General features: G+C 44.2%; 4 protein-coding genes. All 4 read right to left on the bottom strand.

The genetic code is table 11. The features are described 5' to 3' along the window. Positions 1–70 precede the first annotated feature (70 nt). The 4 genes from ACHKAR_RS03580 to ACHKAR_RS03565 all read right to left on the bottom strand — a co-directional run bounded on the left by ACHKAR_RS03580 (position 71) and on the right by ACHKAR_RS03565 (position 15193). A complete protein-coding gene (locus ACHKAR_RS03580; protein ID WP_395416196.1) occupies positions 71–10699 on the bottom strand; it encodes a leucine-rich repeat domain-containing protein in 10629 nt (3542 codons plus the stop codon). A gap of 154 nt (positions 10700–10853) precedes the next feature. Beyond that, positions 10854–13139: a beta-glucosidase BglX gene (bglX, locus tag ACHKAR_RS03575; protein ID WP_395416195.1), complete on the bottom strand. Its 2286-nt coding sequence runs from the start codon at positions 13137–13139 to the stop codon at positions 10854–10856. 4 nt (positions 13140–13143) lie between these two features. Further along, positions 13144–13977, bottom strand: coding sequence for a glycoside hydrolase family 16 protein (locus ACHKAR_RS03570; protein ID WP_159578557.1), 834 nt, complete (start codon positions 13975–13977; stop codon positions 13144–13146). 16 nt (positions 13978–13993) lie between these two features. Further along, positions 13994–15193 carry a family 16 glycosylhydrolase gene (locus ACHKAR_RS03565; protein ID WP_395416194.1) on the bottom strand — a complete coding sequence of 400 codons (1200 nt, stop codon included), beginning with the start codon at positions 15191–15193 and terminating at the stop codon, positions 13994–13996. Positions 15194–15237 lie beyond the last annotated feature (44 nt).

The following is a 15237-nucleotide window of genomic DNA, read 5'->3' as shown; positions in this document are numbered from 1 at the left end:
TCAGGTGCCTGAATAAAAAAAACGTCCTCTCAGAACCTGAGAGGACGTTTACTGTTCCGAAGGTTCGAAACTATTTCTTGCCGATCTTCACCTGCTGCCTAAACGTTCCGGCCTCATCGGTAAAGACTATGAAGTATACTCCTGTGGGATAGGTAGTCAAATCTACTCTGGTGCTTTGAACTCCCATTTTAGGGTTAAGCGCCTGCTCCCATAGCTTAATACCTTTCACATCCACTACTTCCATCTTCAGATCATTGAGTTTTCGGTAAACCAGAAAGTCCGCTGTGAGTATGCTTTCAGTAGGGTTTGGATACAACCTTACATCTTTAATATATGGCTTCAGAGAGTACAAGACTTCAGTAGCTTCCACCTCAATTCCATTCTCCGTAATCACAGCAGTAAGCGTAAATAACTGATTTTCCTTATCTCCTCCTACTATAAATTCGATATCTGAACTCGGGTCCATCGGAACTCCGGGGTATTCAATGTTCAGCAGGTATTTACCTTCTTCTACACCCTCGAAGTTAAACCTTCCTTCGTCGTCCGATTCCACATAAGCGTAGAGTTCATAAATGTCCTCCTGGACACCTCTTCCACTCCTCACAAACCTACGCATGGAACAAGCCGCTCGCTTAACTTTTCGTCGAGCATTGACTCTGGACCCTTCTTCATCAACAATTCCCTGATCTTCAATATCAGTAAACAGCTCTCCTACGAAATCCGCACCGGTTTCAATAATTGTAGGATCCTGATAAAAGATCATCTGGATATCAACTCCCTCTATCCTTTCTCTCACCTCTATGGTGGTGGCATCAGCATACAGCTCAGCCTGCTCATAATAGGTAGGAATGGTATTTGGGAAGATGCTTCGAACAGGTCTGGCCAGGGCAATGAAATCTCCCAAAACCACATTACTGAATCCATATAATCCGGTAGCATCCACCTCTGTGGTATCCTCTGGAACAAATGGCCCAGCTGGAGTTCTTCTGTAGATAATTACCTGACCATCCGTGAGCAAAGTATTGCTATTGTCGGCAAAGACGGTCCCGAAGATATCAGTACTTGCCATGATGTTCTTATTTCTACTGGTAATGGTGAGATCAGGTACCTGAGGATGAGTAACCTCCACCCTGTAAGTTCCCATTTTACTGTAGTCGATACTCTCTATTTGGAGTACTCTTGAATTGGCTCCAGTGATATTGGCAACATCATTGTTATAAGGCTGTCCCGGGATATAAGCCCCAAATTTCCATTGGTACTGAAGGCCTGTGCCACTCATTTGGATACCCAACTGAAGGTTTTCACCTGCCTGAATGGTGTCATAAACGGTCTCGTCATACCTGCGCTGAGGAACATAATTAAATGTCGCTGTATTCTTCAGTCCCAGGTTTGGAATGATGTCTTTAAATGCCAACCTGTTATTGCTAATGTCAACCGCGGTAATAGAAGGCCACTTGGAGACATTCGGGAAAGACCTTAGGTAGTTACCTTTCAAATTCAAAGTAACCAGACCGCTCAAATCAGCAAACGATGGTGGTACATTACCCTCCAGTATTCTGCTCTGATCACCGTCAGTCAGGTCTGTATCAATCTCCGCAGGCAAAGACAGAGCGGTAACCCTATTCTCCTCTACAGTCACACCTTCCCAACTACTGGAAACATCTCCTGTCCAGGTGGTCAGATCGAATTTGAAAGCGCCTTTATCCACAGCATCTTTAAATGCTAATAAAGCTTGTCTGTCCCGCTCAAGTGAAGATAGTTTCAGATTAAATGGCCTGGTTACCAGCTTCACATCCGGGAAGCTTTCATTGGTAATCTCCAAAATATATTCACCTTCGTTAGGAGTATCAGGACTCGCAATCAACACTGAGCTCTCAAAAACATCAATGCCATCACTGGATTCGAGCACCTCGCCATTAAACTTCCAGGTATAGCTATTTGAGGCTCCTCCTATTTCGAAGAAGATCTCAATCCCGACCCCTACATTGTGAAGTGAGTCTACTCTGGCAAAAAGAGAATCCTGAGGGTTAACCAAAAGCCTTCCATCCTGGATCAAACTCGCGTTCAACTCAAACCCTTCGAAATCAAGCGAATTATTCCTTACATAAATGGTATCAGCAGAATTAGAAGCGAAATCGGGAAGAGCGGTGAACCTGTTTCTGTCAGCGTTTAGATAATAAATAGTATCCAACTCAGCCAATGGACTCAATGAGCCAGAAAAGAGGTTATTACTAATATCTATGTATTGAATACCCGTAAGCGCAGACAAGCTCGCAGGCAGATCCCCTGAAAACTCATTATTCTGAACCTTCAACTGCAACAGCTCACTAAGCCCTCCGAGAGTAGCGGGAAGTGACTCTGTGAAGTGGTTGTCATTCACATAAAGTACTTGCAAACTTGCCATGCCTCCCAATCCTTCAGGTAGAGGTCCTTCAAAATCATTGTGATCCAAACGCAATACTTGCAAATTGGTCAACGTACCAATATTGGCTGGCACAAAACCGATGAAGCCATTGTTATGGATCTCAAATTGTCTCAATTCAGATAAGCTACCTAAAGTAGCAGGTAGTTCTCCCAGGAAGTTATTGTTGTACAAATCCAGGTTTTGAAGATTGACCAAAGACCCCACAGAAGCTGGTATGGTTCCTTGCAGTTGATTATCATTCAACGAAAGGTTATAAAGAGTGGTCATATTACCCAGTGCTTCCGGAATTTTTCCGGTTAGTTGGTTTCCACTAAGATCCAGCACCTCCAACGCAGTAAGGTTGGTAATCTCTGTAGGAATCGTTCCAACCAGGTTGTTATCATTAAGAATCAGTGAAACCAGCCTTCCATTGTCATCAAAGTTAGCTCCTTCCCATGCGAGTGGAGATCCTTCCAACCAGCCCTCATTCTTAATCCAACCAGCACCAGCAGTACCATTATAGAGTGCTACCAGGGCTGTAGAATCGCCCTCATTTACTGTAGGTCCGGATGCCACTGGAACCTCCACCATGGTCATGAACTTATTTGGTGTAACATTCAGTGCATAGGTGGTAAGACCTGATGGCCAATCCACGGCGATACTATCAACCACCGTGGCGGTTCCTATTCCGAATTCTGTTCGCAAACTATTACCACTGCTAATACCATTTTGAGAAGTCACGGCCTGAACCTGCCAGGTATTGTTCGCCTTCACCCTTACTCGTCCACCAATACCGGATCTATTCGATTCAATTCCCTTCAGCTTTACGCTAATCCAGTTGTTGGTTTTCACATTGTTCACATAGATATAGTTGTGTCCATTGAAATCCTGATTAGGCAAGAAGATATCCAATGCACCATCTCCATTCACATCAGCCAGTGAAACGTGTGAGAAAATGTTGGTAGCCGGGAATGCCTGCTCATCCACATCTACCAGGTCAAAAGTGAGATTACCCGCATTATAGAGAATATAAGCCCTATCTTCTATGGTCCAAACCAGATCTTGCCAACCATCATTATTCATGTCACCACTGGTGTATCCTCTACCAAATTGAACATCATCTTCTCCATCATAGTCATTGGTCAGCGCAGTAATATGCAAAAACTCAAAACCACCACTCTGATCATTGAGGTACATACCAAGGGCCTCTGTATTTCGGTCGCCAGTGATCAAATCAAGGAAACCGTCATTATTGAAATCTGCCCAGGTGTAGCCCCGACCTCTTACAAAATCGTTAGAAATGGTGTTCTCCACATAGGATAACTGACCGGTGCCATCGTTCACAAAGAGCATGTTCTGCTGGTCTCCTGTGAAATAGATATCCTGATCACCATCATTATCAAAATCAACATTGCTCACTGTCCAGATAAGTATTGGCAAGTCAGGAAGCAAACCATCAGGAGATTCTAATGTAGCTGACAGAGCCAGAGCGCCGGCACCATCATTGGTAAAGACAAAACCTGCAGAAGTAACGAGATCAAGGTTTCCGTCATTATCCAGATCCACCCAAACACCCGATTCTGATCCAAAATCTGTCGTAGTGGTAGCCACAACGGCGTTCGTTTTCACAAAACTCTTGCTTCCGGTATTTCTATAAACTCTATCTCCTTCTCCATTAAATGGCACGAAGAGGTCCGTAAACCCGTCATTGTCATAGTCTCCCCATGATGCAGATCTGGTAAATCCGATTTCCGTAGTGGCTATCGTCCCTATGATCTTTTTGAAAGTACCATTTCCCGTGTTTTCATAAAGGAAATTCGCTGCAAGCTCAAATGCATTTGTGACATAAAGATCATCATCGCCATCTCCATCAAAATCTGCCCATGACCCGCCATAACTCGTTCTGGTAATATCTTCTGTCACTGCGTTGGAAACAGGTTCAAATAGCGATGCTTTATGAATGATATTAGCTTCTTCCGAAGGATATGAAGTAAGGTTGCCCGACTTAGCGATCACCCTATAGTAGTAGTGTCTACCGTCTAGTGTATTGACATCTGCATATTTTAGCTGATTGGTTACGGTATCTACATTCGCAAAATTGGTGGCATCACCTTCTGACCTTTGAATGACAAATTCGCTGGCGCCATCCGAGGAGTTCCAGGTAAGCCCTATTGAGGCACTGCTCATTAGATAAGCAGTAACATTTTCAGGCTCATACAATTCGTACAACTCATTTTCGGGAGCATCCCCTATCACGTAGAATTTAGATATTACATGAAGGTTGTTTCCAAAATCCTTCCATTCCAAATAAAGGGTATCATTCTCATACACTGCACTGACCTCAGATACTTGTCCGTATTCAGAATAGCCACTCAAATTATCACATTTCTCCCTAAAGAAACCAAGCTCCTCATGATAGCCCCAGAATTGATCATACCAGCCAGCTGTCATATCCGACACATTGAAGGTGGCGTAGCTCCATGATTCATAAATAAACACAGAGTCCCTGGTGCTCGTGATTCCTTCATAATCACCCAAGCCAGTACTCACACCAGCCCAAACCTTATCCAAAGGAACTACAGGGTTACAATTACCTGTCTCCAGGACATTTGAGTAACCACTCTCAGCTCCGAAAGTAGGATAACCTGCTTTTGCTCTATAATAGTAAGTGCCTGGTGAAACCGCATCGAAATACCAGCCGGTAAAACCTATGGTATCAATCACGTCAAAATTCACCCCATCAGTACCTCTCTCCAGAACGATATAGTCCGCAAATCCCGGATTAATCACTTCTACAAAAAGGTAATCCCTACCTATTTCCGTATAAAAATCACTTAAGATCGGTGGATCAATCCCATCGGCTCCTGAATCACCAATTTCTATAGCATCAACTGAACCATTAGTCACAGCAAAGTCTATCTGATTTACGGCAAAACTTGTTTTCGGAAATTTCAGCTGGTTTTCATGTTGATAAATTTCCCGATATACAGGTACTACAAGTTTTTCACCACCAGTGCCATGAAGGGTCATTGTGGTGACATTTAGTTCACCACCCGGAGAATGAAGTCTCACATAATCGATGGCAATCGCACTGTCTGAATAATACATTTTCAACGTGTCCAAATCGGGCTCAATGGCATTATGCCACCAGCTATCATAGAGCCACCATTCCCAGCCTTCACCCTCCATAATAGGTGGTGTATCGGGTGCTCCCACTCCACCTATATCAGATCCCAAGCTACTCGCCTCAATAGGACTAGCCGACATGGAGGATGCAAATCTTCTTTCATATGGATCAACAACCAACTGGCTAGAAAGGAAGCGATAATCACCGTTTTTATAGCCCGAATTTCTTACGACAGCCATATACTTGGTCTGATCCCAGTCTGAATCTATGGTAAAGGTGAATGTAGAATCAGTACCAGTATACCCAAACTCAAAATAATAGGGTTCAAAAGAATACTTATCCCCCTTATACCAGTAAAACTCGTCATTGGGGTCCTGACGCTCAGCATGAAGCGTAACTGTACCACCCACCGTGGCATCACCCGTGAAGTAAATATCCCGTGTGCTTTCCTGAGGAGCATAAGTATAATCTGAATAAACTGTGTTACCCGAGGCTCGTGCTAAATCTTCATAATCAAACTGATTATATTCAAAGTTCACATGATAGGCGTACATCAGAGCCGTATCCAGCCCTGCAGGAAGGTCCTCCAGATGGTTTCTGTCTAACCCAAGAGCACCCCACTGAACCTGATTAAAACTCTCAGGTACTGCTCCGGTCAGTCGGTTGTTGTCTAAGAAGAGCTCATGAAGATTACCTATTTGGCCAATTTCTGAAGGGATGGCACCTGACAGCAAGTTTCCGGAAAACCCAATATAACCTAATTGAGAAGCGTTGCCAATCTCCAGAGGTATGCTCCCCGATAGATTGTTGTATGCCAGATCAATAAAATTAAGGTTGGGTAATGAAAAGATTTCAGCTGGAATGCCTCCCGTGAGGTTTCCTCCGTATATCGAAATGAAAGACAAAGCATCCAAACCTGACAGGGCAGTTCCGGATAAGCTTCCTTCTAGTCCATATAGGCTAAGTCCATACACCCTGCCCCCGTAAGCTTCTACCCCTTCCCAGGTTTCCACCGGACCCTCTAGCCAATTATACAATCGCTCGGATGAGTTGTCTATAGTATTGTAAAATGCAACCAAAGCTGAAGAATCTGCCTCCAATACTGCTTCCACTACCTGTACTTCCACAGGTGGAGTGTAAAGCTGTAACCCTGCCAGAGATGAGATCACGTCGTGATAGAGATAGGCTTCATAGTACCCATCTGAATGTGGATTGGTGACTGAATCTATAGTGAATGTAGTACCAGAGCCCACATAGGACCCATTATGAAACCAATCAATATAGGTAATGCTATCAGGTGTAATATCTACACTGAGATTAAGTGACTCTCCTACGGACAATTGAATGTAGTCAGAAGAGACTGGCAAAGGCTGTTGATAAGAGACATCAAAGAATCCCTGATTGTTTTCAAAATAAGAGACCAGTGGAGTGAGGTCTGCAAAGTCCAGACGGTTATTATATCCTATCAAGGTCTCTAATAAGCTGGCATTTTCCAACACCGAAATATCATCTATCTCGTTGTTATGAAAGTAGATATACTTCATTTGATCCACGTTCATATCTGCAGGAAGCCCACCAGTAATAGAATTATTTCCAATATTGAGGTATTCAAGACTCAGGACAGATAACTCTGCCGGCACCTCAGTTATCTGCATATAAGCCAAGGTCAACCTCTTCAGCTGGTTGAACTCCCAAATCACAGCAGGAAGTCCAGCAGAAAAATCTCCACCACTCATATTGAGGCTCTCAAGATTCGTCAGGCCCGACAAGCTGGAAGGCAAAGTGGTCAGAGCAAGCGGGCTGTTGTAGAGAAATAGCGATTTCAGACTGGTAATCCCGGCAATATTCTCCAGCCCTCCTGTAAAAGGTGTACCGGACAAGTTCAAAAACGACAATTTAGACAGGGATGCCATTGAAGCAGGGATATCTCCTCTCACTTTTGGCATATTACTGATCCACAAGGCTTCTAGCTCAGTCAATGATCCTATTTCATTTGGAATAGCTCCTCTAAATCCGGCACCAGCCATTTCCAGTACTTTGAGTTTCGTAAGACTGAAAACCTCTACGGGAATTTTGGTTTCGTAATTGTTTCCCCCAATCCAAAGGGTATCCATGTTGGTGAGAAGACTAATAGATGGCGAAATTTTAGTAATACCTGTAATGTCCAAATCCAAATAATGGAGGTTGGTAAGAGAATACAACTCCCCGGGTATGGATTGTAGGCCAGGATTATAGTATAAACTTAACCACTCCAGGGCGTCCAAATCCCCAATAGAAGGAGGTAAGCCACGTTGCATATTTTTATCATACAAATCTAATTTGGTCACCCTCCCATCTTTCAGAAATACACCTTCCCACATCGCCACCGGCGACTTCAGCCAATTGTTGGCGTTATACCAGTCCCTGCCACGGGTGGCCTTGTATATATCCACCAGGGCAAGCGAATCGCCTTGGGTTACGGGTGCCGAAATCCAATAGGTCTGATCCCCACTATACAAATGGAGACCCGTCTGATTAGTGACCGAATCATTATAAATTTCGCACCAGTAGGTACCAGCTGATTCACGATTCAAATTTGAAATCACCAATACTGAAGTATCACCTGCGTCGAGCCACTCTCCGTTGAAGTACCACTGATAGTGATTCTGGCTTCCACCAACAGTAGCATCAATTAATACCTCCGTTCCCTCAGATACAATCTCAAAAGTAGGTTCCGGGATATACTGAGGTCCTAAATTGAACCCGGCGTAGGTCTGCATCAACGGCTCAAAGTCATCAAACTCGAAGTAATTGTTATACGCCCAAACACCCGACAAAGAGTATAGTCCACTCAAATCGGGAAGACTGGTGAGTTGGTTATTGTCTATCCATAACTCCTGCAAAAACTCCAGATTATTCAATGACGCAGGAACGGCTCCAACAAAGCCATTTCGAGAGATACTGAAGATGGACATTTCCGTCCAGCTACCGATAGCAGTTGGCAGCTCCCCGTCGAACAGGTTATCGTCAAGCACCAGTTCCGCCAGATGAGTCAGACTAGAGTAAGATTCAGGAATAGTGCCTGAAAGCTGATTACGATAGGCATAAAAATAAACGAGGGATGTGTCCCCACTTAATTCCGCGGGCAAAGAACCGCTAATTTCATTGAACTCGATAGACAATGAAACCAGGCCTGGGAAGTTTCCAATACCTGAGGAGAGTGCGGTGATTCCATTTCCACCTAATCTTAACTGGTATAAAGACTCTGTTCCTGAGGTCACGGGGAATTCTCCTGTAATCTGATTATAGCCAACATCAATTTGCTGAATGGCAGGTAACTCGAAAAGTTCGGCCGGTAGTGAACCACTTAACTGGTTATTATCCACCCACAGGTAATTCAAATTTGTTAGCGATCCAATTTCCGGTGGGATACTCCCACTGATTTGATTTGACCCAATAGAAAGTTCATGAATATTGGTTAATCCTGAAACACCATCGAGTGTTCCTGTGAGTTGATTGTCATAAATAACCAATGATTGCAAAGTGCTTAACCCAAAGAAATCGGAAATATCAGTGGTCAGGAAGTTGTGCCAAAGACCAATGTATTCCAATTTCGGTAAGCTTCCTATCCCTGTAGGCAGCGACGTAAGTTGATTGTTGTGAGCATACAAATAACGGAGCGAATCCAGGCTTCCGATAGCTTCCGGAAGTTCGGTTAGTTGGTTTTGACCTAAATTTAATTCTCTTAGTTTGGTAAGACTGCCGATCTCAGAAGGAACAGATGTGATTTGATTACCATCCAGATATAAAACCTCCAGGTTCGCCAGATTACCAATGGATGTAGGAAGGCTTTGAAGAGCGTTACCCCAGAGCCATAAGTATCCAAGATTGGTAAGGTTGCCCAACTCACCTGGAATGCTACTTAATTGATGTCCTCCCAGATCCAGACTGTTAATCTGAGTAAGCGTCCACAGACTTGTGGGCAGATCAGTCATTCCATCCGTGACAAAATAACCTTCGTTATCATAGGTTCTATTCCAAATACTTAAACCATTCAGGTTTGTAAGATTACCAATTGTACCAGGCAGTGAGGTGAAGAAATTACCTCCTATATCAAGGTAACTTAGCTTGGTCAGGTTGCCTATTTCTGCTGGCAGATCCCCGGTAATCGAATTATAACCCAAATTCAAATAAGACAATGAATCCAAATCACCGATAGAAGCTGGTAAAGCACCCGAAAGATTATTATCATATAGGGTCAATCCTGTCACAAACACTACTGTTTTGAAGGTCGAGCTTGTATCTCCTACCACTTCATACTCGTAACTAGCCCAGTCTACACCTGACCAGGTATTGACAGGACCAGATAGCCAGTTGGCATTATCATACCAAAAATCTCCATTCAACGCAAAGTATAAATCCACCAAAGCCAGTGAATCGGAAGTCACCGTAGAGTCAGCTTGAAAACCGATACGTTCGGTTTGTCTTGAATCCCTTGTGGCCTTTTCCTTGGATCTTTCCCTGGCTTGCTGTCTCAATTCTTCTTCCCGATCTTCCCAGGTACCCTCAGTATGAGATTGGGAGCCTCCAGCAAGTGACTGATACCATGAGTCACCTTTAGTGTTAGTGGGTTTAATCTCAGCCGCTTTGGTGTTGCGCACTGAGCTTCGTTCATTAGCCGAACCAAAGCCATTTTCTATGAGTCTTTTTTGAGCATCAATATTTTTTTGGTGGATGGAAAGCTTAAGGGCCTTTAGATCTTCATCTTCTAAAAAAACATCATCAGACTCCTTTAAATCCTCCGCCGATTTTGGGGTCACCCGCTCAAATGAAGGCTGTCCCACATCCTGCATTGGCTTTTGCTTTTTCTCATTGAACTCCTTAATAACACGTTCTAGCGCCAGCTCGCGGTATTCAATAGACTTATCAGTATTTTCAAGGGCCATTTTTTCCTCAATCTTCTGGGCAGAGGTCTGCTCCTGAGCCTTGGGAGTGGACTGTGCCACATTGGTAGTATTGGCAGAAGGATTAACCGTCAGGTCAGTCCTGTGTTCCTCCGTTTTTTTACTCAGCTGTTCCTTATAAGTGGAAATTTCAGATTCAGTAGCCTTCCTTATCTCCTGAGCATCCAACACATTAGCAATCAGGGATAAAACTACAATCGATGCGGTGATAATCTTGGTCTTCATAGAAATGCTGTTCGTGTAAATTCTTTGTAAAGTACTAAGTACCTTAAAAATATTTATAATAGCAACCCCCTATTTTAGGTATTCTTTAGGAACCAAACCACCTGAATTTCACCAAATTATCCTCACAAACAATGGACAAGCAGCTGCTGAGTGCTCAGAATGAGAGGGTTACCCCTATAGACTGTAAATCTCTGGAGTTTCCTCCTATCATTACATCGAACACACCATCTTCTGCGTAGAAGTCATAGTTTTTATGATAAAAACCAAAGTCCTCCTCTGATAGGTCGAAAGTAACTTTTCTGGTCTCTCCTGCTGATACCTCCATTTGCTGAAAATCCACCAGTCGCTTGACGGGTTGTGTCACAGTGGCCACGACATCCCGAACGTAAACCTGAACCGTCTCCGTTCCATCTATTTTGGATGAATTGGTAACATCCACGGTGACGGTCGCTCCTTTCTCCTTTGGGGTAACGGAAAAGTTGGAATATTCAAACGTGGAATAACTCAACCCAAACCCAAATGGAAGCAAAGATTCTGTGGGTGCATCTGTGTAGTGCGACCAAAAGACAAGCCCACTATCAAAGTCATTAGTAACAGGTCTTCCTGTATTCTTGCGGTCGTAGTGCAGAGGCTCCTGACCTACATGGTGAGGGAATGATACCGGAAGCTTACCTGAAGGGTTATAATCTCCAAAAATCACATCAGCAATGGCATTGCCTGCCTCAGACCCGGCGAACCATGCTTCGATAATTGCCGGGGCCTGATCCATAACCTCAGGAATAGCCAATGGCCTGCCGTTCATCAATACCACAATCACGTTTTTATTGACTTTTAAAACCTCCATTAACAGCTGCTGCTGATTTCCTTTGAGTGCAATGTCAGCCTGACTCCTGCCCTCACCTGTCTGAAAACAATCTTCACCAACAGCCATGATCACCACTTCGGAGGATTTGGCTAACCTGATGGCTTCAGCAAACCCGCTTTCGTCCCCTGGCTGAATATCCAACTCATGGATAAAGTCCCTTGTGCCCGTGGAAAGAATATACCCTTCTGCGAAAGCCACTTTTGACTGATCACTCACCGCACTTTGTACACCCTCCAATAAAGAAACAGCAGAATTAGTGACTGCCTGACCTCTCCAGTTTCCAAGAGGAATATCCTTACTACCAGCGAGTTGCCCTATCACTGCAACGGACTTCACTTCTTTAGATAAGGGAAGAATATTGTTTTCATTTTTAAACAAAACCATTGTTTTTCGAGCAATTTCCCTGGCGCCCTGCAAATTTTCCACAGCCAGCAAGGTTTCCTTCTCTCTTTGCTCATCACAGTACCGATAAGGATCCTCAAACAGGCCCAGTGCATACTTCAATTTCAAAATTCGTTTTACGGCATCATCCAGCGCCACTATATCTACCTTACCCTCTGTTATAAGCCCTTCCAACTCTCGTTCGTATGCGCGAGATTCCATGTCCATATCACTACCGGCATTCATTGCCAGCTCCGCAGCATGCTTATTATCCCGTGCAAACCCATGAGTCACCATCTCTCCTATGGATCCCCAATCAGAGACCATGAACCCCTCAAATCCCCAGGCCCCCTTAAGAATGTCACGCTGTAAGAACGTGCTCCCTGTGGCCGGAACTCCGTTAATTTCATTGAATGCATTCATAAAAGTAGCCACACCTGCATCAGATGCGGCCTTGAACGGTGGAAAAACAACATTGTACAATGTCTGATCCGATATATCCACGGTATTGTAGTCTCTGCCTGCTTCTGCAAAACCATAGGCCGCAAAATGCTTAGCGCAAGCGGCTATGGAAACAGGATCAGCCAGGCTTTTTCCCTGATATCCCTGCACCCACGCTCTGGCCATCACTGAGCTCAAGTAGGGGTCTTCTCCTGCGCTTTCCATGATTCGCCCCCATCGGGCATCCCGGCTCACATCTATCATTGGTGAGAATGTCCAGTGTTGGCCTGCGGAAGCTGCCTCCCTAGCAGCTATTTCCGCCCCCTGGCGGGCAGCATCCTCACTCCAACTAGCAGCCTGTGCCAGCGGCACAGGAAGCATGGTCTTGTACCCATGTATGACGTCATATCCAAAAAGCAGTGGTATCCCTAAGCGGCTATTTTCTACCGCCATTTTCTGAGCTTCTCTGGTAGCTTTCGCAGAAAGCACGTTGATCATGGCTCCTACCATCCCATTCTTGATTTGCTCAGCCTTCTCCTGACTGCTATTGTCAGCAGGAATAGGACCTGTAAATTCCCATGTACCATTAAACATGTTGGTTTGACCGATTTTCTCCGCTAGCGTCATCAGCGACATGAGGCTATCCACTTTGTAAGAAATGGTCTTGTCCGAAATGGTATTGGTTTCGGTAGCAGGTGTGCAACTACCGAAAATAATGGAAATGATTATCGCCAGGCTTAGGTATTTTGTCATGTGCTTATTGGTAAATTTTTACAAAATCTATTTCAAGGGTCTGAGGCCAGATACTGTCTTCGATACCATATTTCCCACCCCAATTTCCTCCTACAGCCAGGTTGAAAATAAGGTGAAACGGCTGATCAAAAGGCCATCCTTCGTAGCCTTCATCCCCCTTGTGAATGGTATAATAAGGTTCTGAATCGATGGACCAGGTCATGGACTCTTCCGACCACTCAAAACCATAGTCATGAAAGGTTTCATGAGCATCCGGCAAGGCTATACTGTCCACCTTTTGTGTACCTATGAGATGGTTATACTTCTTGGAATGGATGGTGCCGTAAATCATTCCCTGATTGTAGCCTACATGCTCCATAATGTCAATTTCTCCATCCAGAGGCCATTTTCTTTCTCCATCCATGGTAGGCAGCATCCATATAGCTGGCCAGGTCCCACGCCCATAAGGAACCTTTGCCCGCACCAGCACTTTACCGTACTTCCAATCACCCTTGCCCTTAGTCACGATCTTCGCACTCGAATAGCCACCATTGCCCAAGGTATCCTTTAAGGCCTGAATGATCAGCTTGCCGTCTTCGATTCTTAAGTTTTTCTCCCGGTCAGAATAATACTGCAGCTCATTGTTTCCAAAACCACAAAAATCAGGACATCCATCGCCGATCGTAGCGGTCCACTTCTCATCATCAAGTACAGGATCTGTAAAGTCATCCTCCCACACCAATTCCAATCTCTTTTCCTCAGGTTGTTCTGAAAGGCTTCCACTCTTCACTTGCGAGCAACTGTATAAGGTCAGAGAGGTAATAAGTACCCCAGGTATCCACTTTAATAAATTAATCATTTTACTGTATTAGTTTCTATTGTGTCTGAAAGACGCGAATGTAGTCCACAATCATGTATTGTGGGAAAACAGTACTCGTATTAGGACTTCCCGGCCAATTTCCCCCTACGGCCACATTAAATATGAAAAAGAAGTCATTTCTAAACTCAGAAAGATCTGCCGGGGTGGTGTCTATCACATGAAATTCGACTCCATCGAGTAGCCACGTGATAGAACTTTCATTCCAGATAACAGAAAATACATGATATTCATCTGCGAATATTCCGGAGCTTAACTTCTTGCTTCCCCCATAGTTGGCATACCCATTGGCGCCGCTCCAGTGAGCAGTTCCGTGTGTAGTATTGTCCCGATTGTTCCCTCCAATCAACTCCATAATGTCAATTTCACCACAAGCCGGCCAGCTTACCTGATCAATGTTAGCACCCAGCATCCACAATGCAGGCCAGATACCCTGACCAAAGGGCAACACGGCTCTGATATCCATCCGTCCATACTTAAATTCCTGTTTGTTCTTGGTGATGATTCTCGATGATGTATAGTGGTACCCTCCTCTTGATTCCTTCCTGGCAGTAATCACCAGGTTGCCATCCACCATAGAGGTATTCTCATTTGTATAATATTCCAGTTCATTATTTCCCCACCCACTATGGCCGTTGCCAATCTCGTAGGTCCAATCTTCGGTATTGAGAGATTCCTGATCGAACTCATCCTGCCATACAAGATTCCAACCGTCATAACTCTCTGGTGAGGTGTACCCCTGAGTTGGGATCACAAGCTCGTTGGGTGGTGGTGTAGTGTCAAAGTTTTTGATGACGATCAACGCCGAACTATCATTCATTACGGCATTTGCCGGATCAAAAAGAAGTATCGAGAAGGACTCATCGTCCTCCATTTTTTCATCACCCAGTATTGTTATAGTGATGCTTTCACGTACCGAACCAGCTTGAAAAATAAGTTGTCCAGTGATGTGTTTAAAGTCTTGGTTAGCCACAGCAGATCCCTCCATGGTTTCGTATGAAACAACAACCAGGTCAGCTGAAACTTCAGAAAGTGTAACATCCAGGGTGATGCTAAAATCTTCCTTTCTTTCGGAGATTTCGAGATCATTGATCGAAATACCGGGTAATTGAGGTGAGGGCTCACCTTCTTTGGAATCACAGCTAAGAAGTGATAAAATGAGCAATGAGGGTAAGAAGCTTCTTTTTAAGAACTGCATTTATTCTATTTTTCTAATTAAAAAGGTAATAAAATCGGGTGTTT

Source organism: Marinoscillum luteum, assembly GCF_044005705.1.
GTDB lineage: Bacteria > Bacteroidota > Bacteroidia > Cytophagales > Cyclobacteriaceae > Marinoscillum > Marinoscillum luteum.
Note: the sequence above shows the minus strand (reverse complement) of the source record. Positions and strands in the feature narration are given on the sequence as shown.